Genomic DNA, 21244 nt, shown 5'->3' with positions numbered 1-21244 from the left:
AATTTAACCCAGATTATGCAATAGAAATTTGCCATAAGCCAAACGATTTGTGCTATATGGTAGATTTATATTGCATTGTTTGGGTTTACATGATTATACAAGAATATTTTTAAATTTAGCATAAACGGGGAGTTTTGAGGGGTTTCCCCAAGCCAAAGCCTGAGGAAAGAGTTGTGTAATTAGAAGTTTAAAGCAACGATGAAACGAGCGTATATACCACCCTGTGCATCATCTTCTGCATCTTTATCAAAACTGCGGTGCATTAAGATAGCAGTTGTACTGAAATCACCGAATTTGTCAGTTAAGAAAAGGTCAAATTCTGTAGTCTCTTTTGTAGCTGTAGTGTCATTTGAATTGTCAACAACCTGAAGTGCTATACCAGTTGAACCAAGCTTAGTAGATGCTTTTACTTTGAATGCAGTTGAATCCGGATGAGCTACATAAAGACCGTCTGTATAAACCGCTTCTGTAGGCAAGAAAGACTTCTTGTTAACCGTAGAAATGTTTGCTACCGAATGGTGACCATCGTCTGTTGTTGTAGAAGCAGCGGCAAAGAGATCAAAAGTTCCAACCTTTGTCCCTGCACTTAGTGCGTACGCTTCTGTGCTCTTTTCGCTATCTGAACCATCCACCGTTGCAGCATAAGCTCTAAGATTTACATTTGCTACCTTTGTACCAGCATCTAGGTAAAATGCGGAGAGAGTCTCATCTTCTGTGACAAGAGTAGTATTAGGATTATTATAGTTACCTACATTTGTGTACCAGAAGTTTGCATCGAATGCGCTGTTTTTATAGAGTGCTCCAACTACAAGTGCACCACCAAATATGCTAGTTCTTGCAGCACCATCAACTTTAAAGTTAGTATCTGCATTATCTTGACCTACATACATAGCTACCAATGATAAATCATTCATAGGCTTAACAGTAACTACCGCTGCATCAAACGTGTTTGGAAGAGCATTCCAAGTCTCAGTAAATAGGAACGGAGTATTTAGCTCTTGTCTTCCAAGTTTTAATGAAGCCATAGAACCCATAGGTGCAGTTACATACGCCTCACCTAAGAACATATCACTGTTTGTCGTATCAGAACGAGTAGCAGTCAGTGCTTCACCTGTTAAGCCAAGGTCTGTTGTATTGTACAAAGTTGCACCAAAACCAACATTGCCTTGCTTACCTGTTACGCCAAGTTTAAAAACAATCTCCCCCGATGTTCCCCCAGCTTTATTTTCAAATAAAGAATTTGAATCAGTACCAACACCAACATCGTTTGTCTCATACCAAAGCTTCGCTTGACCGTTTACTTTGATGTCCTCTAATGCACTTGCAGTTGTAGAAAGTGCCATTGCTGCAACAGCGACTGATAGTATAATTTTTCTCATTTATCTCTCCTGTTTTTTGTCTCTTTAATTTATCACCTAACAAAGAAGTGATATGTAATGTGATAAAATTATCACTTAAATATCACTTTTTGTTATATGATTTATTACGACTGAAAGCATTCTACACTCGTAATTTTTAAAGTAAGTTTAAATTCAGAGTTTTGTTAATGATTTATTAACAGATTGTTATTTATTGGACTAAAAATGCGTTTTTTTTGTTGTTGTAATTCTTTTGTAACCAAAAAATGAGATTCCAAGTCAAGCTTGGAATGACGGGGTTGGGATTGGAATGACTGGTTTTGTTTGAAATGACGGATGATTTGGTACAATTACATTATGAGATTTAGAAACATTAAAAACAGACAAAAAAAAGAGCAGACAAAAGAGAAGCCTCGTTATGTTTATGCTCCTTATAGCCACAGGGTTAAAGCTTTTATCACAGACCTCTTTATGATTTACGCGCCCATACTTTATGTTATCACTTATGTTGCCATGGGTGGGAAAGAGGAGTTTCAGTCCTCACAGCTCGCTCCGTTTGCAGGGGTTGCGCTTTATGGGGTTATCTATGCGTTTCTTGTGAGCAGGTTTGGGCAGACACCCGGGAAAAAGGCGTATGAGATAAAAGTGGTGGATGATAAGAGCGGAGAAACCATAAGCTTTTTAAGAGCGATTTTGCGTTTTGTGCTTTTCTTGTTTACGGCAGCTACGCTTCTGGGGCTTTTTGTTCCTTTTTACAGAAGAGACAAAAAAGCGTTACATGATTTGATTTGCCATACTTTGGTTGTGGGTGTTAAGAAGTAAGGTTAGTGTTAGACCCTAAATGACCAACGGAAATACCCTTGCGGTACAAGTTCAGGGTGACGAGATTACTGTTCAGGATGACGGATGTACCTAAATATCGTCATTGGCAAGCTTGTACCGCAAGGGTATTTCCTACGGTCACTTGGAATCTAATCTTTAGGTTATGAAAGAAGTCTATTTTTAGATATCCAATTCTATATACAAATAATCTATGTCAAGGTAAAGAGAAAATATAGTAGATTTTAAGAGGTTGAAGAGCCTGCCTCAAAAGAGGCAAGCTATTTTTGGAAAATTAGTGTAAGTTTTTCCAAACTTGTTTTTTCCATAGAAGAGCAAAGATTGCAAATACTACAGAGAAGATTAGCACCATCTTGCCGACAGATGCTCTCTCATGTCTCTTTGTATCGCCTGCATCTTCAAGATACTCGATAACTTTATGAGCAGCATCAGCAGTTACACCGACACGAGGCATTGCAGTTCCTTCAAGGTGCGCTTGAGGGTTTTCAATAAATGTGCTGATGAAGTGCTCACCACGAGAACGGATATACATAGATAAATCAGGTGGTAGTTTACCCATATATTTTGTCAAAGATTCTTGGTACTCTAACACTTTGATGTCAAATGCCAAAGAGTCCTTTTCAAATTTGAATGCAGGTTTTTCACCGATTTGTGTCCACTTCTCATAAGAAACAGAGTGACATCTACCACACGCATTTTCATACGCCATTTTAGGTGTAACTTGGTCTGGTTTTACAGCGATAGACTGTAAGTACGCAACCATGTCTGCAACTTCTTGCTCAAGCTCTCCGCCTGCACCTGCAAATGGAGCCATTGGGTGCATCTTACCTTTAGAAGCATCAAACTTATGCTCTACTTTAAGTGCGTGAGCAGGGTTTACGATAACATCAGCCAAAAACTTAGCATCGTAAATAGCACCTGCATTGCTCAAATCCGGTGGATTAACACCATAGCTTGCAGCAGCAGAAACTGCATCCATTGCAGATGGCATGCCGGCTTTTTCGATTGAGTGACATCCTGTACAAGCAGCAGCACCCATAACTAAATCTTTACCTGCCGCAGCATTGCCAGTTTTTGTAAGAGGCTTCAAATCTGCATAAGCAAAGTTTTGGCTCTCTACATGTTTGTGCATAACCGAGTGTGCATACGGCTCAACTAACCAATACGTTAGAAGAGTAAAAGCAACAACAACAACCAGAATCAAAGGTTCTTTATTTTTCATCCTATTCTCCTTACGCTTTTTTTTCGTTTTTCGTTATAAATGGAAGAGCTATCCACAATACAATAAATAGTAGTGCAGCAACTAAACCAATAGTACTAAAGATACCTTCCGGTGGTAATTTACCCATAGCTGTCAGTACAATCATATCGACAAGAAGTACCCAGAACCAAACTTTGAACATACCACGACGGCTTGCAGGAACTGCATTTGGACTTCTGTCTAACCATGGTAAAAGAACAAAGATAACTTGTGCAAAACCAAAAGCTACAAGACCGATATTTACAGAGAACGGACGTAAAATCTCATAAGACCACAAGAAGTACCACTCAGGGTAGATGTGTGCCGGAGTTTTTAAACCATCAGCCGGGTCAAAGTTAACCGGGTCAAGTGCAAAACCGTACTGGAAGAATACAAGGTAGAAGAAGAAGATAAGGAAGAATCCTACAACCATCAAATCTTTACTCATAAAGTCGTTAGCGAAACGGATAACTTTTGAACCGGCAGTATCGCCTGCAAGGTATTTTTTAGATTCAGCTTCAAAGTCAATCTCTTCACCGTCTTGGTTGTTAACGTGAGGAATACGAAGTGCCGCAAAGTGAAGACCGATAAGTCCCATAATCGCTAATGGAAGTAAAAGAACGTGTAACATAAAGAAACGAGTTAAGAACGCTTGAGCCGGAACATAATCCCCTCTAATCCACTCAACCAAACCATCCAAATGTAATCCGCCAAGGCTGAAGATGTTAGTAATAACCATACCTGCCCAGTAGCTCATTTGTCCCCATGGAAGCATATAACCTGAGAATGCCTCAGCAGAGAACGTAACAAATAGAAGCATACCTGAAACCCAAATCATCTCACGACCTTTTTTATAAGAACCGTAGTAGATACCTGTAAACATGTGGATATAGATAATCAAGAAAACAACCGACGCAGCAACACCGTGGATATGTCTCCACAACCAACCATAGTCAACATCTCTCATAATAGTGTAGTTTACGCTGTAAAACGCATCTTTAACATCCGGTTGATAGTACATCAACAAGAAGATACCTGAAACTAAAAGTAGTGAGAATGTGATTGCAAGAACCATACCCATCGCCCACAAGAAGTTAATGTTTTTTGGAATCCAATACTCAGATGCCATAACTTTTTCAACTGTTTCAATTGCCAAACGCTGGTTTAACCAATCTTTAACACTTGTTGCTTTTGTAAAATGTGCCATTTAATCCCCTCCTTTACAGCGTTACGCCGCTATCTTTCATTTTTTGATATTCCGGACCGACTTCGCCTAAGATAACCTTTGTTCCATCGATTTTGAATGGAGGAATATCGAATCCGCGCGGTGGTGGAACTTTTGTAACTTCACCCGCCCAGTTAAACTGACCGCCGTGACATGCACATAGGAATGACTCTTCTGCAGGAATGTATGCAGGAATACATCCTAAGTGTGTACATAGACCAATCGCTAGCATGTAGTGTGCATCACCGACAACGACATCTCTTGCTTTTTGTGATTCTGTCTGTTTAGCAACCATCGCTGCTGTTTTTCTTAGAACGAAAATTGGCTTCCCTCTCCATTTTTCTGTTATTATCTCACCCTCTTTGTATATTGACATATCAAGAGTTGTGAAACCGGCAGCTTTAACGCTTGGAAGCGGATCCCAAGTCTTCTTCATTGCAACCAATGACCCAACGGCACCGACACCTGCTACGGCACCAAATGCTTTACCCATGAAACCTCTACGGCTACTGTTATGCATGTGTTTGCTCTCTTTCCCTTAAAATTAAAGGCTGATTATATACTAAAATAGTTTTAATTAATTATAAATTTAAGGTTTCTTTTAAGAAATTTGCAATTTTTTGGGTAGAGTGTTCCGTTTTGAAATAGTTTATATTATTGATGTCTCTTATGATACCCATAAGCATCTCTTTTTCATAATGAAAAACAATAGGAATGTGCAAGCTCTCAAAAAGTGATATATAGTCAACCGAATGGTCTTCTCTTTGCACATATATGGGTTTTGCGCCTGCTGCGAGGGACTCTAAGGCGGCTTGTGGCGATGCGGTGATGAGGATTTTGCTCTTTTGAATCACATCGTCATAATCTTCAAACTCATGATGATGTGTGAATTTTTTACGCAGCATCTCCTCATAGTCTAAAAAGTAGTAAAATCCAAGCTGCAAATGTGGATTTAGGTCTGCTACGAAATCAAGATTTTTCTCTAAATCTTTTTCATAATCATCATCTCCAAAGAAGTAGGCGATGTCAATGGTTTTGGCTTTTTCTTCAAAATAGCGCTCATCTACTGCAACTCCGTTACAAATCCCCTCGCCGCTTAAATATGGCGAGATAAGAAACTCGCCCGCTGCTTTTATGTCATCTTTTGTATCGGTTATGCGGATAAAAGTAGAAAAGTAGTTACGCATATCTTCAAGCATAATGGGGTTTGCCTCATCGGAGTCAAAAATCATTTTGTCTCCGTGGTTGGCTATCTTTGGGATATTTTGAACAACATCAACACCTACGGCTTTGGAAACTCCAAAGTGGCGTGCCTCATTTGCTATGCGAAAATCGGAGCATAAAAGCGTGATGTCAACATCCCCAAGAGCACGAATGATGGTACAAGCACGGCGAAACCTGTTTAACCCGATGCGGTGCCCCGTGTGAACGTAGTAAAAAAGTCTCATTTTTTTCTCTGCTCTATTTTGATGTAGATATGCAAAATCTCTATCGCTGCGGGTGTTATGCCGCTTATTTGGGATGCTGCTTGTAGGGTTGGGGGGTTGAACTTTTCAAGTTTTTCTACTATCTCTTTGCTTAGTCCGCTGATATTTTTAAAATCAAAATCCTGCGGAATGGAGACTTTGAGATACTTCTTCATCTTCTCTATCTCTTCGCTCTGTTTTTGTACATAGCGGGCGTACTTTGCCTCTACTAAAATCTCTTCAAGGATGTATGGGTCAAGTCCGTTTAGTTCCGGAGCGATACGTACCATTTTTGCGACATCTACGCTTTTGCGTGAAACAAGCTGCTGTGCAGTGAGTGAATCACTAATCTTATCTTCTCCGATACTCTCTAAAAATGCCAAAAACTCTTTGTTTGGCGTGAAGATTTTTTCTTGGAGAAGTTGAAGTCCCTCTTCTATCTGCTCTTTTTTCGCCTTGACACTCTCATAAAGAGCATCATCAATCAGCCCTATGGCATGTCCGTAACCGCTTAAGCGCACATCGGCAGACTCTTCTCGCAAAAGAAGTCTGTATTCGGCACGGGACGTAAACATGCGGTATGGCTCTTTTGTCCCTTTGGTTACCAAATCATCTATAAGAACACCGATGTATGCCTCATCTCTGCGTAAAACCAGCGGCTCTTTGTTTTGGATGCTCAGTGATGCGTTGATACCTGCCATAAGCCCTTGAGCGGCTGCTTCTTCGTAGCCTGTCGTGCCGTTAATCTGTCCTGCCAGATAAAGACCTTTGATTTTTTTGGTCTCTAGCGAGTGTTTGAGTTCTCTGGGGTCAACGAAATCATACTCGATAGCATAGCCGTAACGCACGATTTTGGCATTTTCCATTCCCTTTACGGAGCGAATCATCTGCTGTTGAACATCGGGAGGAAGCGAGGTACTCATGCCGTTGATATAGCACTCTGTGCTTTCAAAAGTTTGCGGCTCTATGAAGAGGTGATGTCGTTCTTTGTCACGAAAACGGTTGATTTTATCCTCAATACTTGGGCAGTAACGAGGTCCTGTTCCCTCAATTTGCCCTGTAAAAAGCGGTGCACGGTAGAAGTTGCTCTCTATGATATTGTGGGTTGTCTCGTTTGTGTAGGCGATGTAACATGGGACTTGCTTTTTGGTTTTTCTAAACTCTTCACGGTCGGTGCGAAAACTAAAAGGGCTTGGAGTGGCATCGCCGTCTTGACGTTCCATAACTGAAAAGTCGATAGAGGTTGCATCGATTCTGGCGCATGTACCTGTTTTTAGTCTTCCCATCTCAAAGCCGCATGCTCTAAGCGAGTGGCTTAGACCCTCGCTGCTCTGTTCGCCAAAGCGTCCGCCGACTTGCTTTATCTCGCCGACATGGATAACGCCACGCAAAAATGTACCGCTGGTTATAATGACTTTTTTGGCTCTGTACTCATTTAAAAGGTTGCTTTTTACGCCCTTTACTTCGCCGTCTTCCACGATGAGCGACTCTGCCATCTCCTGAACCAAATCAAGGTTTGGAGTAGTGAGAATGGTGTTTCTGGCGATGACACGGTATCTGTCCATGTCTATCTGCGCACGGCTTCCACGCACGGCCGGTCCTTTGGTTTCATTTAGGATACGAAACTGAATCCCCGCCGCATCTGTGATAAGAGCCATCTCTCCGCCCAGTGCGTCAATTTCTCTGACCAAATGTCCCTTTGCCAAACCGCCGATTGCAGGATTACAGCTTGTTGCGCCTACATTTTCGGCTAGCATGGAGACGAGCAGAGTTTTGTTGCCCATCCTTGCACATGAGAGAGAAGCTTCTACACCTGCGTGACCGCCGCCGATTACTATTACATCATAATTCATATCTTTTCCATCATAGTTTTTGAAATTATATCCATTACTTATAAAATAACATTGCTTGATAAGAAATTAATATAAAATTAATTACAATGGGTGCAAATAATCACCAAGGGAAGACTGCAAGTGAATACAATAAATATACTCGCTGTTGATGATGAGCCGTTTAATCTCGATCTCATTGAGCTTACTTTTATGGATATGGCAAATGTAAATATTATAAAGGCAATGAACGGGCGTGACGCACTTGAAAAACTGCCCCAGATTGACGCTCATGTCATCCTTTTGGATATAAGAATGCCTGTTATGAACGGTCTTGAACTTCTTGAGATACTAAAAAAAGATAGCGTTTTTTCAAAAATTCCCGTAATTATCATCACTGCAAATAGCGAAGAAAGACACAAAGCACTTGAGCTTGGAGCTAATGATTTTTTAGCAAAACCGGTGGATACAAAAGAGCTTAAACTCCGCACACTTAACTCTACTACTCTCTATAAAACGCAGTTGGAGCTCGAAGCACTCAATGCAAATCTCGAAAAAGCCGTTCTTCAAAGAACATCCGAGCTTAACGAAGCACTCAAACTTGCCAAAGAGACAGAGTATGAAATCTCACTAAGGCTTGGTCTTGCAAGCGAATACCGAGATCTTGAAACCGGTATGCATATAAAAAGAGTAAGCCACTATTCGGCACTTTTGGGTCGTCTTTTCGGTGTGAGCAGCGAAGATGAACAACTGCTCTTATACGCTTCACCGCTCCATGATATCGGCAAAATAGGCATCCCTGATGCGGTACTTCTTAAACATGGCAAGCTTGAGGCGAGTGAATTTAAAATGATGCAAGAGCATACCAAAATAGGCGCTCTTATGTTGAGCAAGAGCGAAAATTACCCAGTCATAGAGGCGGGACGCATTATCGCCTTGCAACATCATGAAAAGTATAACGGCACCGGCTATCCAAGCGCACTTAAAGGGAATGAGATACACCTGTTTGCAAAGATAGTCGCCATAGCGGATGTTTTTGATGCACTCTCCTCAAAGAGGGTTTACAAAGATGCTTTTGGACTTGATAAGACGCTCTCTATCATGCAGAGCGAAAGAGGCACCCATTTTGATCCCGCGCTGCTAGATTTGTTTATTGAAAACATTCCTGAGTTTTTAAAAATCAAAGAGCAATTTTGTGACGAAGATGAGATACCGCATATGATAAGCCTGCTTGAGGAGTATAGATGAGATTTTTGCTTGTAGAGGATGAAGCATTTAATATTATGGTGCTTGAAGAGATGATAAAAATATTGCGTCCCGACGCAAAAGTGACAATCGCCAACAATGGGCAAGAGGCGTATGAAATACTAAAAAATGACTTCTTCAACCTCATACTCAGCGATATCAATATGCCGGTGATGGACGGATACGAGCTCATTAAAAAGATAAGAGAGGAGCTAAAAATGCAAACTCCCGTTATTGCAGTGACGGCTTTTGCCGTACAGGGCGACAGAGAAAAAATATTGATGGCAGGATTTAGCCGTTACATCTCTAAGCCTATAGACATGACGGAGCTGGAAAAAGTTTTAGCTACATCCCTTTAAGAGCCAAAAAGAAATGAAGCTCTCAGATATAAAACTCAAACTTCTTTTTTTGGCAATCGTTCCGATGCTGCTTATTTTGGCGCTTTTTTCTACCGTTCTTTTGGATGCGCTTGATGAAAAAAAGAGTCATGAACTGACAAAAAACTCTATCGAACAATCCAATGCCATTTCAGAAGTCATCTACTTTATGCAGATAGAAAGGGGGCTTAAAGCAGGATATCTGGCACAAGAGAATGACCATAGGACAGATACCAAACTCACATCCGTAGATAAAAAAGTAACTACGGCGCTTAGTAACGCCAAACGTATCCTATCAAATAACAAAGAGATGCTTAATCTGCTCCATTCAATCGAGATGCAAAGAAAAAATGACACAACCACAGAGACATCCGAGATAAAAAAGAACTACTCACAGAAGATAGATGCACTTCTCAACTGCATCATAACAACCTCAACCAATATAGAAGATAGGGAAAATAGAAATTTTATACAATCTTACATCTATCTATCCACCGCCAAAGAGGCTCTTGGCATCATCAGAGCGACCCTAAATATAGGCTTTATCAAAGATATAATGCAAGAGCACGAAGTTACCCTCTTGTCAGAATCTTTAAAAACCTATCATTCAAATATGAGCCGATTTAAAAATACCGTATCAAAAAATTTTTTAGATAATTTTGAAAAAACATTTTTGGGCAGCGAGGTAGAAAAAACGTTTCGCATCATCAATGACGCAATAGCAAACAAAGAGCATAAAAGCTTTGGCATTGATGCAAACAGCTGGTTTGAACAGGCGAGCAGAACGATGGATGTGCTTAAAAGTAGCGAAGAGAGACTTTTTGCAGATGCCATAAATCTTGCAGACACAAAACTGCAATCTCTCTTTTACAAACTCTCTATTATCGCTTTTTTCTCTTTTTTTACACTCCTCGTACTCCTCATCACCATTATAGTTATTATTAAAAAAATTCTTGCCTCTGCCAATATGCTGAGTGCAAACTACCTTAACTCCCTCTCACTTTTAGAGCAGTATAAATCAAGCGTCGATAGAAGCTTCATAGTTTCAAAGACCAATCCAAACGGGATTATTACCTATGCCAATGACGCATTTTGTAAGATATCGGGCTACACGAGAGAGGAACTTATCGGAAAACCTCACAATATCATAAGGCATCCAGACACCGACAAAAAGCTCTTTAAAGAGATGTGGCACACCATAAGAGAGCTCAAAGAGCCATGGTTCGGCGATATAAAAAACCTCTCCAAAAATCACGATACATACTGGACAAAAGCCGTGATTAACCCCATACTCGGTAGCAACGGCAATATCATAGAGTACATCGGAATAAGAACGGATGTTACGGATTTGGAGCATGCAAAAGCAGAGGCGCTTAGTGCCGAGAAAGCCAAAAGTGCCTTTTTTGCAACCATGAGCCATGAACTCAGAACACCGCTGAATGCCGTAATAGGTTTCTCTCAAATAGTGATGGCAAAAAGCGATATGCCCCCCGAAACCGTAAGAGCATTTATAGAAAAGATTAACTCCTCGGGCAAACATCTTCTTGGCATCGTGAACAATATTTTGGATTTTTCAAAAATAGAATCCGATAAAATGGAACTCAACAAAAAAGAGTTTCTTTTGGAGGGTATGATTGACGATGCGATTTTGCTCAACGAAAGCGCCATGGTAAAGATGGATGTCAAATTAGAAAAAAGCGGCTTTGAGGGGGTAAAAATAGTTGCAGACGAGCAGCTCTTAAAGCAAGTTGTTATAAATATTTTATCCAATGCAATAAAGTTTTCCAATCAAAACACAATCGTTACTATCTTTTATGAGCGTGAGGCTAACAACCATATCATTAGCGTTTGCGACAAGGGATTAGGACTCTCGCAAGAGCAGATATCTACCATTTTCGCACCTTTTTCACAAGTAAAAGAGCATCAAAACAAAGCCATCAAAGGCACAGGTTTGGGACTTTTTATCTCTCAAAAGATAGCACAGCTGCACGGCGGAATCATTCAAGTCAAAAGTACGCTTGGTCAAGGCAGCTGCTTTAGTATCCACATCCCTATTTTAAGGAACACAGATGAAACAAACTCTTGAGTACATCACAAAAAGTTTTAATATAACCGAGCAGGTTCTAGAAGATAGAAAAAGTGTCGGGCTTTATATTGAATCTCTATCTTCTCTCATAGTGGATAGATTTTACGACTACTTTTTATCGCACCCAAATTTTGCACAACTCATCAACCCTTCGGAACTTCCGAGGCTAAAGAGGATGCGTGCCGAGTTTATCGTCTCTTTGTTTAACGATGATTTTGATGAAAAACTCATAGAGAAGATAGCACAGGCGTACAAAAACTCACCTGTAAAAGTCAATCCCTACATTGTCGCTGCGACGTTTGAGATTATCACTCAAACCATCGTTGATATCGCCTCTGTCAATCATCATCTTCAAAAACAGCTTAAAACCGTGCTAAAGTTTTTGCATATTGCAGAGTTTATAACCCAACAAGAGCTGCAACAAAACAGTGTAATAGTTGAGAAGAAATCAAAAGCCAATATCATTAACTCACTAGAGTCCCTTTTTGAGATGCTCTCGATTCATAAAACAAAACAAGAGTACCTCATCAACGCTTGGCAAACAAAAACTCTTGCAAACAACAACTCTGATAGACTCCCCTCTTTGGATGCAACCGATTGCAAATTCAATACAACGCTCTTGCTTATAAAACACTCTTTATCCAATCTTGATGAATTTAATATTGATATTGACAATATAGAAAAATGGCATAAACAATATCATGCTGATGTAAAAAAACTATGCCGATGCGTCAATGAAAAACTTCCGCTATCCATGCAGGAGGAGCAGGTACAAACCATAAAAGAGACATCCGAGAAACTTTTTGAGTATATCAACAAACCGTTTGAGCAGGTATCCTCACTCACATTTTTAACGGTAAATGCAGGAGTACGCTTTATTCAAAAATATAGCTATGTCTTAAATGAGACCAAATTTATCCCTTTTAACAATCCAAAAGAGATGATTGCATTTGTCGATAACATCTTTAAAGAGTCTTTAAATAACTCTCTTTCATGGGCAATCTCTTCTTATCACGTCGGTCAAAACGATTCGCTTCTGCACTACGATATTTCTGAGAAGATAGTATTTAACTCCGTAACTATCCATATATCGCTGAGCATCAAAGAGATTCCGTACAAAGCGTTTATCTTCGACACTCTGCGCATCTTTCTGGAGCTTTTAAAAATCACTCTGACCAACAGAGAAAAAGAGCATAGCTTAATGATTTTAGCAGATAAAGCCGAGACTGCAAATCGCTCCAAAGATGTTTTTTTGGCAAATATGTCGCATGAGCTGAGAACTCCTCTCAACGCCATCATCGGCTTCTCGCAAATTTTGCAACTCAGACCGGAAATACCTGAGAATATGCGCTCTTACATCCAAAAAATCGCAATTGCAGGAAACAATCTGCTTGGTCTTGTCAATACTATTTTGGATTTTGCAAAACTTGAGGCAGGAAAAATGTCCTATCATCCAAAAATGACTCTTATTGCCGAGGTTGTTCAAGAGGTCTCCATCATTGTATCACCGCTTGCAGAGGCGAAAAAAATCTCCCTGACACTCCCGTCGGATATCTCTTTGGCTCTTTTTATCGATGCACAGCTTATCAAACAGGTACTTATCAACATCATCTCAAACGCCATCAAATTTACCCCAGATGGCGGCGAAGTGGCGCTTGGCATTGTCTTTGACAATAGTGTCGGCGAATATATCCTCTCCATAAGCGATAACGGTGTGGGAATGGATAGCGAGTCCCTATCCAAACTTTTTACCCCATTTACCCAGATAGACAACCATCTCCAAAGCGCTTCCAAAGGAACGGGACTTGGGCTTGTTATATCCAAAAAAATTGTAGAGGATTTACACGGCGGCAGGATATGGGCACAAAGCAAGCCCAACATAGGAACTACTTTTAACATAGCAATTCCGGTTCAAAACAACCTAAGCACGGTAGAGATATTCTCTTCAAAAAATAGCGACAATGAAAAACTTCTCATCGTAGAAGATAGTCCGGAGTATGTCAAGATTTTGGTTGACAACCTAAGAGGACACTTTAACATCACCGTTACAAACTCCATCAACAAAGCAAAAGAGCTTTTGGAGAAAAACGAGTATGACAAAATTATCCTCGATTTTTTCCTTATTGATGGTATCTGTTCAGAGATTCTCTTTTTTATGGAAAACAAAGAGATAGAGACTCCCGCTTACATCATCTCCGCAGAGGATGACTTTAAAATAGTAGAGCACCTTCAAGAGTCAAAAAATATCATCGGGGTATTTAGCAAAAAGAACTCTGCCCTTATCTGCAGCACAATCACAGGAGAGAGATATGAGTAAAATCACTCTCCCAGACTCTTTTCCAAACCTCCCTGCATCGGTGCAAAAAATACAAAAAATGTTTGCAAGCGGCAATCTTGATGTGCCTACGTTAGTTAGGCTTCTAGAGCAAGAACCTCTTTTAAGTGCAAATATCTTAAAGCTTGTAAACTCCCCTTATTATGGCTTGCATCTCAAAGTATCCTCCATAAAAAACGCCGTTGCACTTCTTGGAACAACCGTGATACGGGGAATTGTCATGGCTACCGTTTTAAAAAAATCATTTCCGCTTGATCTCTCGCCATACAAAATCTCAATAGAGCAGTTTGATGCAATCTGCATAGCAAGAATGAAGCTTCTGCAAGAGTGGCATATAGATAAAAATCTCGACTTTGCAACCCTCTCTTCGGCGGCTTTTTTGATGGAAAGCGGAAAAATAGTGACATCCAATGAGATTTTAAAAAACGGTTTTTTGGACATTTTTCTCCAATTATGCAACAATTCCACTCTTTTAGAGGCAGAGAAGGCACTTTTTGACAAGAGCAGCTACGAGATAGCTTCGCTTTTGTTCAGAGAGTGGGGGTTTGATGACGCTTTTATAGAATTGATTTCAAATATAGCAAATCCTCTAACAACCCAAGATAAAATCTTACATATTGTGGCAACTGCCATTAACAGCAAGGGTATTTTGGAGGATACAAATATACAGGCTGCAACCGAGTTGCTTTATAAATATGAACTAGATTTACAGAGATTTGCGCAAGCGCTCAAGAAGATAGAAATAGAGATTTAGGATTTAAGATAATGATACAAAAAGCACATGACGCATACAATGCAAAAGATTTCAAAACAGCTTTTGCGCTCTACACACAACTTGCAAACGAAGGCAATGCCGACGCGATGACCTCGCTTGGCTATATGTACCAAAACGCTCAAGGTTGTGCAAGGGATGATGCAAAAGCGGTATTGCTTTACGAGAAAGCGGCAGAGTTAAAACAGCCCTATGCACTCTACAATCTTGCTATTTTATACATGAACGGACTTTGCGGCGTGGAGCATGACCAGTTTAAGGCGCATGAGCTTTTTATGGAGGCGGCAATCCGTGAAATTCCTCGTGCGATGTACGAAGTAGCTCTTATGCTTGAGCGTGGTTTGGGGTGTCTGCAAAACTTCTCTGAGGCGGCTTTTTGGTATGAAGAGGGGGCAAAAAGAGGCAACTTAGAGTGCTTTAACAATCTAGGTGTTCTCTACAAAGAGGGGCATGGCGTGAGCGTGGATGAGAGACGATGTTTTATCTGTTTCAGCAGAGCCGCCGAGGGCGGTCTTGCCGAGGGACTTTACAATCTGGGACTTTTGTACGACCAAGGCATAGGATGCGAACAAGACCACGATATGGCACTTGAGTATTGCCGCAAAGCCGCATACAAAGGGCACGCAAAAGCAAAAGAGATTATCAAAGGGCTTCAAAACGAAGGCAAGATTGTTTTTTAGGTATGGTACAATTTTAGAAAAAGGGGGAAATTATGCAAATAGCCATAAATGTCAACGACTCTTCAATCGCTCATAAGATTCTTAATTATCTAAGTAATTTTAAAAATGATGTGGATGTGACATCTTTTGAGAGCGGTGGTTTTGATATACAATTTCAAAAAGATAAAGAGACCTTAAGCAAACAGATAGATGAGTATAAAAATGATAAAGCAGAGTTGCTAGATGCAAAAAAATATAATGAAGAGATGGAGTTATTTTTATCGAAACTAAAAGAACAATATGCAAATAGTTAAAGATAGAAAATTTTTAACATCACTCCAATCTACCCTAGAATTTATTGCCAAGGACAGTTTGCATCAAGCTTTATTATTTAACAGCGAGTTAAATGAAAAGATGAACAGCTTAGAGTTTATGCCCTTTAAATTTAGAAAATCACTCTACCACGCTGATGCAAATATCAGAGATTTGATATACAAAGGCTACTGCATACCCTACCTAGTTGAAGATGAAAAAATAGTCATCTTAAATATTTTCAAAAGCAATCAAGAGAGATAAAAATGTTCACAGGATTAATTCGAGAAATAGCGCATGTTAAAAGTTTGGCGGGGAGTACGCTTAGTCTGCGTGCCAAGCATAAGGCGAAGCTGGGGGATTCCATAGCTATAAATGGGGCGTGTCTTACGGTTGTAAGCGTTGCAAATGACGGTTTTAGCGTGGAACTCTCTCCTGAGAGCCAAAAACTTTTGGCGATAGAGAACTACAAAGACGAAGTACATATAGAGCCTGCTATGATGATGGGCGATAGGTTTGAGGGGCATGTCGTGCAGGGGCATGTGGACGCTGTCGGAGAGATAAAAGAGATAAAAAACAACGGCAACTCTTTTGATGTTTTTATCAAAATCGAGAAAAAATTTATCCCATACATCATCCCTAAAGGTTCTATCACGATAGACGGAGTGAGCCTTACAGTCAATGATGTATTTGAGGATAGCTTCAGGCTTACTATCATTCCGCACACTATGCGTGAGACGCTTTTTAAAAACTATAAAAAAGGCTCACGGGTAAACATTGAGACCGATATGTTTGCCCGCTATGTCGCACATATCATCTCTCATAAAAAAAACGCTCTCTCATGGGATGAAGTCGATACTATTTTGGCACACTATTGAAACTCCAAGCACTCAAACACTACTTTGGGCATAACAGTTTTCGGGAGCTGCAAGAAGAAGGGGTGGATGCAGTTTTAAGCGGGCGTGATTTGCTTATGATTCTCCCAACTGGCGGGGGCAAATCACTTGTTTACCAACTTCCTACGCTCATGATGGAGGGGATAACTATCGTCATCTCTCCGCTTATCGCTCTTATGCAAGATCAGGTAGCCGCTCTTAGAGCACAGCAAATCAGTGCCGATATGATAAGTTCAGCACAAACCTATGATGAAGCAAACGGGATAATTCAAAGAGCTTACAGCGGCGAGTTGAAATTTTTGTATCTCTCTCCCGAACGCCTAAACAACAACTCAACCATAGAGATACTAAGAGGTTTAAATATAAACTTTTTTGTCATTGACGAGGCGCACTGTATCTCACAATGGGGGCATGAGTTCAGAGATGACTATAGAGCATTGGGCATGTTACGCTCAAACTTTCCCCACACACCTATCTGCGCATTTACGGCGACTTCGACAGAGCATGTCACGGAAGATATTTTACGGGAGTTGCGCCTTGAAAATCCGCTCCTCTTAAAAGGGAAAATCTTTCGCAAAAATATCTTTATCTCTGCACAGCGAAGGGTGAGTAACGGGCATCTACAGCTCAAAGCTTTTTTACACCGCTACAAAGGCGAGAGCGGTATCATCTATGTCAGTTCACGCAAAAAGGCGGAGGAGTTAAGCAGTTATCTCAACTCCAACGGATACCGCTCGCTTGCCTACCATGCAGGACTTCCCCAACATGTGCGAGAGCAAAATTTTAAGATTTTCGTCAATGACAAAGTAAATATCATGGTCGCAACCATCGCTTTTGGCATGGGCATAGACAAGAGCGATATCCGTTTTGTAGTCCACATGTCGCTTCCAAAATCGCTTGAAAACTACTACCAAGAGATAGGCAGAGCAGGACGGGACGGCGAGGATGCGGAGGCTCTTTTGCTCTTCAATGCAGGCGATATCGCGCAACACAAGAAGTTTTTGGAAGAACTTGCCCAGAGTGAGTACAAAGAGCATCTAAGCCAAAAAATCGACACGCTCTACAAGTACGCCACAAGCGAGGTCTGTTTTCATCAACAAATCGCCGCATTTTTTGATGACGCTATAGATGAGTGTGTAGATAGATGCGATAACTGTCTCAACTTAAAAGAGGAGAGGCGAAATATAACCAAAGAGGCTCAAATGCTTCTAAGCACCGTCTATAAAACAGAGCAAAATTTTGGAAAAAACTACATCATCGATATTTTAAGAGGCTCAAAAGAGCAAAAACTCCTAAACAACGGCGCCGATAAACTATCTGTCTATGGTATCGGGGTGCATCTTGCCAAAAAAGAGTGGTTTGTTATCTTAGAGCGGCTTTTGGAGCTGAAGATTTTGCTTTTAGGAGAGTTTAGCACACTCAAACTCACACAAGAGGCGGCGGAGATTTTAAGAGGCAAAAAAGAGCTGTTTATCAAAGCCTCCCGCCTAGAGATAAACATAAAAGAAAAAAGAGTAAAACAGGAAGCAAGTTATGATGTGGACACAGAGCTGTTTGAGCAGTTGCGCACACTTAGAGCTTCCATCGCAGCAGAGTTAAAAGTTCCTGCCTACATCATCTTCTCCGACAAAGTGCTTAAAAACATCGCCGCCGCAAAACCGCATGACAAAGAGAGTATGCTTGCGGTAAGCGGTGTCGGGGAGAAGAAGTTTGAGCAGTTTGGAGAGCAGTTTTTAGAGTCTATTTTATCGACTTGACAGAATTTATAATTAGACTTCTTGCAAACCAAAGACCCTGAATCAAGTTCAGGGTGACGGATGTTCCTAAATCTCGTCATTGGCAAGCTTGTACCACAAGGGTATTTCCGTTGGTCACTTGGAATCTAATTTTTAGGTTATGCAAGAAGTCTATTGAAACTACTGGACAATTTAATACCGAACCTAATCCCTAAGCGAACAAACAAGAGGATTGCACTTTATCTTATGCTCCATATCCACTCTCTCAAATCCGTCAAGCGGGCTTGGCGAGGCGATAGTTGCATCACGAAACCCATCTCCGCTGTTAACAAAAAGCCCGAATCCGTTCTCATAAAGAGCCAGTCTTGTGGGCAGTGCGATAGAGTATGTCGTGAGAACTCCATCATCTTTTATGATATTTTTTATATCCGCAAAATACTCCCTCGTCCATAAAACAGGGTTGGATGCGGGCGAAAAAGCATCTTGAAAAACTATATCAAAGGTTTTTGGCGCAAAATTTTTCACATACGCCCTTGCATCCCCCAAAAAAAGCTCAATGTAAGTAGTGGCATCCTCATAAACCCCGTTTGCAACAAGTGCGGCGATGACGGGCAAAAACTCTTCAAACTCCTTTGGGTAGCTAAAATCCAAAAGCCCCGCCACCAAAGAGCCGTCAAGCTCAGGCGAAAAGATACGCAGCTTCACGTCGGGAGCGTTTTTTTGCCGGTGGTAAAGAAGTGCTAACGTATTGAATCCCAGCCCAAAACAGATATCTAAAACAGCCAGTTCTTTTGAGCTGTTTTTCACCGCAAAAGCAGGCTCTACATGTTTTTTGAGCGACTCAAAAAGCGCACCGTCTTTAGTAGAGTGGTAATGCTCATCGTACTCTTTTGAATAAGCCGTATAGCTCCCGTCGGCACTTTTTATCATAAGGTGTAGCGCATCGTTAAACATATCTATAATCAACTCGTCCACTTCAATTCCGGCTCAATATGTCGTTTTGCGCAATCAGTCAAAAAAGAGTTTATGAGAGTTTGATACGGTAGCCCCATTTTGGCTGCTAGCTCTTTGAAATAGTCGATTGTATCTACATCTACATTGAGTGAAATTTGCTTTTTAACCTTTTTAGCATAAGGGTTTTGGATGGATTTTGAAAAGTCGTATTCTTCTCTCATGGTAAAAACTCCTTGTATTGTCGTTCCTCATTTTTGGTTGAAGCTCTAGCGGAGATAATCCGTACAACTCCATCTTCGTCTCTATAGCAATGAACAACTGTTAAAATTTTGAGGATATAGCTCATCCCAAGCAGGATAAACCGCTCCTCATCCTCTGAATGGTCAGGATCGGGTATCAACCTTGCAAAGTCATCATCAAAAACCGTTTTGGCTTCGACAAACGAAATGCCATGCTTTTTGATATTCGATGACGCTTTTGCCAAATCCCATTCAAATTTTAATGAATTCATAATGTTAGTATAATGGTTATATCATTATATGTCAAGTGTCCGTGTTTCATTTACATTCCATTTGCTAGTTTCTTGGGTTTTAGAGCTATCAAAAAACAGTTATAGTCCATTACCCCACATGTGCATCTTTTTTGCTACGATAAGGTCGTAGCCTTCTACTATTTCTATGGTGTTTGGGGAGCGGAACTCATGTTCTTCTAGCATCTGCATTACTTCGAGTGTGTCAATCATCCCTTTTTTCTCCATGATAATGATATTTGCGGTGTTTGCCAGAGTTGTGTATGAGAGTTTTAGTATCATTGGTTTGTTTTGATGTGCGGCAAATATATCTTTGAGCAAAACTGTGTCATGGTCTCTTGGGGCGGCACGGAACGGGGAGGCAAAACCCAATCCACGCTCTACTTTTGCGTTGATGCCTGCCAATTCTTCCTCGTTTGGAGTGCCATAAAGGGCTAGATGAAGCTCGCCGCCGACTTGATGCATCATCTCGCCAAAAAGCTCAGTGATAGCATCAGGGGTGGTTGTTGCTTCAAGGTAGCGGTTGCCCGGCAAAGGATTAAAAAGCTCCCGAAATTGGGAGAGTTTAGTATCTAAGCTCATTGAGTTCTCTAAAAAGATATGCCTCGACTATATCATCAACGCTTCTTTGGATATGCGCCACCAACACCATCATGCCCAATTCTATAAATGGCCAGACATATTCGTTGTCGTCTTTTACGACTAAAATCTGGCTTTGGTTCTCAAATGCATCTTTGTCTTGGTTTGTATTTGTCTCTACGACTCTTCCCTCTTCTACTAGCAGCTGCACCCATACCGTTGCTTCGTTTATGGCTGTGATATGTGCCTCTTCTAGGTCGTTGTCGTCCATCGGTACCAAGATATACATGGGCTTATCCTATCTTTGTTTCATCAAGAGCCAGCGCATCATTGTCCATTACGCCGATGCCTCTCTCAAGCACTTTTGCGGCTATTGCTTTGGCATCTTCCAGCGAGTGCATCGCACAAGTGCCGCACTGGTAAACGTTGAGTTCCGGGATATCTTTTTGCTCTTTTACTTTTAATATATCTTGCATAGAAGCACTCCACGCATCAGCCACTCTCTGCTCATCAGGCGTACCGATGAGGCTCATATAAAAACCTGTACGGCACCCCATCGGCGAAATATCGATAATTTCTACATCACTGGAATTGAGATGGTCTCGCATAAAACCCGCAAAAAGATGCTCTAAAGTGTGGATACCCTCAGAAGACAAAATCTCCTTATTTGGCGCAACAAAGCGCAAATCAAAAACTGTGATGTCATCGCCCTTTGGCGTTTTCATCCCTTTTGCACGGCGCACGGCAGGAGCAGGCATTTTTGTGTGGTCAACTTTGAAACTATCTAGTAACGGCATAAAATTTCC

At 40.9% G+C, this 21244-nt stretch carries 23 protein-coding genes; 11 read left to right on the top strand and 12 right to left on the bottom strand.

The window, feature by feature from the left end:
• Nucleotides 1-179: 179 nt before the first annotated feature.
• Nucleotides 180-1379, bottom strand: coding sequence for a hypothetical protein (locus PHY84_RS09615; protein ID WP_299859263.1), 1200 nt, complete (start codon nucleotides 1377-1379; stop codon nucleotides 180-182).
• Between the two features lie 336 nt (nucleotides 1380-1715).
• Here PHY84_RS09615 and PHY84_RS09610 point away from each other — a divergent pair, with 336 nt between their 5' ends.
• Nucleotides 1716-2180, top strand: a complete 465-nt coding sequence (locus PHY84_RS09610) for an RDD family protein (RefSeq protein WP_299859261.1) — start codon at nucleotides 1716-1718, stop codon at nucleotides 2178-2180.
• A gap of 292 nt (nucleotides 2181-2472) precedes the next feature.
• Here PHY84_RS09610 and PHY84_RS09605 read toward each other — a convergent pair whose 3' ends face one another.
• The 5 genes from PHY84_RS09605 to mnmG form a co-directional block, all read right to left on the bottom strand.
• A complete protein-coding gene (locus tag PHY84_RS09605) occupies nucleotides 2473-3420 on the bottom strand; it encodes a c-type cytochrome (protein WP_299859259.1) in 948 nt (315 codons plus the stop codon).
• A 10-nt stretch (nucleotides 3421-3430) separates the two neighbouring features.
• Entirely contained in the window at nucleotides 3431-4645 is a 1215-nt protein-coding gene (locus PHY84_RS09600; RefSeq protein WP_299859256.1) for a cytochrome bc complex cytochrome b subunit, read from the bottom strand.
• A 13-nt stretch (nucleotides 4646-4658) separates the two neighbouring features.
• Complete coding sequence (gene petA, locus PHY84_RS09595) at nucleotides 4659-5183, bottom strand: ubiquinol-cytochrome c reductase iron-sulfur subunit (protein ID WP_299859254.1); 525 nt, start codon at nucleotides 5181-5183, stop codon at nucleotides 4659-4661.
• A 61-nt stretch (nucleotides 5184-5244) separates the two neighbouring features.
• Nucleotides 5245-6111, bottom strand: a complete 867-nt coding sequence (locus tag PHY84_RS09590; protein WP_299859252.1) for a hypothetical protein — start codon at nucleotides 6109-6111, stop codon at nucleotides 5245-5247.
• Nucleotides 6108-7982, bottom strand: coding sequence for a tRNA uridine-5-carboxymethylaminomethyl(34) synthesis enzyme MnmG (gene mnmG / locus PHY84_RS09585; RefSeq protein ID WP_299859250.1), 1875 nt, complete (start codon nucleotides 7980-7982; stop codon nucleotides 6108-6110). The genes PHY84_RS09590 and mnmG overlap by 4 nt, the downstream gene beginning before the upstream one ends.
• Nucleotides 7983-8102: 120 nt before the next feature.
• On the opposite strand from mnmG, the gene PHY84_RS09580 reads away from it, so the two are divergent.
• The 10 genes from PHY84_RS09580 to recQ are packed head-to-tail and all read left to right on the top strand — an operon-like array spanning nucleotide 8103 to nucleotide 18397.
• A complete protein-coding gene (locus tag PHY84_RS09580; protein WP_299859249.1) occupies nucleotides 8103-9206 on the top strand; it encodes an HD domain-containing phosphohydrolase in 1104 nt (367 codons plus the stop codon).
• Nucleotides 9203-9562, top strand: coding sequence for a response regulator (locus PHY84_RS09575; protein ID WP_299859247.1), 360 nt, complete (start codon nucleotides 9203-9205; stop codon nucleotides 9560-9562). Before PHY84_RS09580 ends, PHY84_RS09575 begins: the two co-directional genes overlap by 4 nt.
• Nucleotides 9563-9575: 13 nt before the next feature.
• On the top strand, nucleotides 9576-11666 hold the full coding sequence (locus PHY84_RS09570; RefSeq protein WP_299859245.1) for a nitrate- and nitrite sensing domain-containing protein: 2091 nt from the start codon (nucleotides 9576-9578) through the stop codon (nucleotides 11664-11666).
• Nucleotides 11650-13983, top strand: coding sequence for an ATP-binding protein (locus PHY84_RS09565; RefSeq protein ID WP_299859243.1), 2334 nt, complete (start codon nucleotides 11650-11652; stop codon nucleotides 13981-13983). The genes PHY84_RS09570 and PHY84_RS09565 overlap by 17 nt, the downstream gene beginning before the upstream one ends.
• Complete coding sequence (locus PHY84_RS09560; RefSeq protein ID WP_299859241.1) at nucleotides 13976-14755, top strand: HDOD domain-containing protein; 780 nt, start codon at nucleotides 13976-13978, stop codon at nucleotides 14753-14755. Before PHY84_RS09565 ends, PHY84_RS09560 begins: the two co-directional genes overlap by 8 nt.
• An 11-nt stretch (nucleotides 14756-14766) precedes the next feature.
• Complete coding sequence (locus PHY84_RS09555; protein ID WP_299859239.1) at nucleotides 14767-15453, top strand: tetratricopeptide repeat protein; 687 nt, start codon at nucleotides 14767-14769, stop codon at nucleotides 15451-15453.
• Between the two features lie 32 nt (nucleotides 15454-15485).
• Nucleotides 15486-15746 carry a hypothetical protein gene (locus PHY84_RS09550; protein WP_299859237.1) on the top strand — a complete coding sequence of 87 codons (261 nt, stop codon included), beginning with the start codon at nucleotides 15486-15488 and terminating at the stop codon, nucleotides 15744-15746.
• On the top strand, nucleotides 15733-16008 hold the full coding sequence (locus PHY84_RS09545) for a type II toxin-antitoxin system RelE/ParE family toxin (protein WP_299859235.1): 276 nt from the start codon (nucleotides 15733-15735) through the stop codon (nucleotides 16006-16008). The genes PHY84_RS09550 and PHY84_RS09545 overlap by 14 nt, the downstream gene beginning before the upstream one ends.
• 2 nt (nucleotides 16009-16010) lie before the next feature.
• Nucleotides 16011-16622: a riboflavin synthase gene (gene ribE / locus PHY84_RS09540; protein WP_299859233.1), complete on the top strand. Its 612-nt coding sequence runs from the start codon at nucleotides 16011-16013 to the stop codon at nucleotides 16620-16622.
• A complete protein-coding gene (recQ, locus tag PHY84_RS09535; protein WP_299859231.1) occupies nucleotides 16619-18397 on the top strand; it encodes a DNA helicase RecQ in 1779 nt (592 codons plus the stop codon). Before ribE ends, recQ begins: the two co-directional genes overlap by 4 nt.
• 183 nt (nucleotides 18398-18580) lie before the next feature.
• On the opposite strand, the gene PHY84_RS09530 is transcribed toward recQ, so the two are convergent.
• From PHY84_RS09530 to luxS, 6 genes are all read right to left on the bottom strand, one after another.
• Nucleotides 18581-19351 (bottom strand): MnmC family methyltransferase, encoded by a 771-nt coding sequence (locus tag PHY84_RS09530; RefSeq protein WP_299859229.1) that lies wholly within the window; start codon nucleotides 19349-19351, stop codon nucleotides 18581-18583.
• Entirely contained in the window at nucleotides 19339-19551 is a 213-nt protein-coding gene (locus PHY84_RS09525; protein ID WP_299859228.1) for a BrnA antitoxin family protein, read from the bottom strand. The genes PHY84_RS09530 and PHY84_RS09525 overlap by 13 nt, the downstream gene beginning before the upstream one ends.
• Nucleotides 19548-19841, bottom strand: coding sequence for a BrnT family toxin (locus PHY84_RS09520; RefSeq protein ID WP_299859226.1), 294 nt, complete (start codon nucleotides 19839-19841; stop codon nucleotides 19548-19550). The genes PHY84_RS09525 and PHY84_RS09520 overlap by 4 nt, the downstream gene beginning before the upstream one ends.
• A gap of 99 nt (nucleotides 19842-19940) precedes the next feature.
• On the bottom strand, nucleotides 19941-20441 hold the full coding sequence (locus PHY84_RS09515) for a hypothetical protein (protein ID WP_299859224.1): 501 nt from the start codon (nucleotides 20439-20441) through the stop codon (nucleotides 19941-19943).
• Nucleotides 20425-20727, bottom strand: coding sequence for a hypothetical protein (locus PHY84_RS09510; RefSeq protein ID WP_299859222.1), 303 nt, complete (start codon nucleotides 20725-20727; stop codon nucleotides 20425-20427). The genes PHY84_RS09515 and PHY84_RS09510 overlap by 17 nt, the downstream gene beginning before the upstream one ends.
• Nucleotides 20728-20731: 4 nt before the next feature.
• Nucleotides 20732-21235: an S-ribosylhomocysteine lyase gene (gene luxS / locus PHY84_RS09505; RefSeq protein WP_299859220.1), complete on the bottom strand. Its 504-nt coding sequence runs from the start codon at nucleotides 21233-21235 to the stop codon at nucleotides 20732-20734.
• Nucleotides 21236-21244: the final 9 nt, after the last annotated feature.

The sequence above is a fragment of the Sulfurimonas sp. genome (genome assembly GCF_028694605.1).
In the GTDB taxonomy this organism is placed as follows: Bacteria; Campylobacterota; Campylobacteria; order Campylobacterales; family Sulfurimonadaceae; genus Sulfurimonas.
The sequence above is the reverse complement of the archived record's forward strand: the minus strand, read 5'-3'. Positions and strand labels throughout refer to the sequence as shown.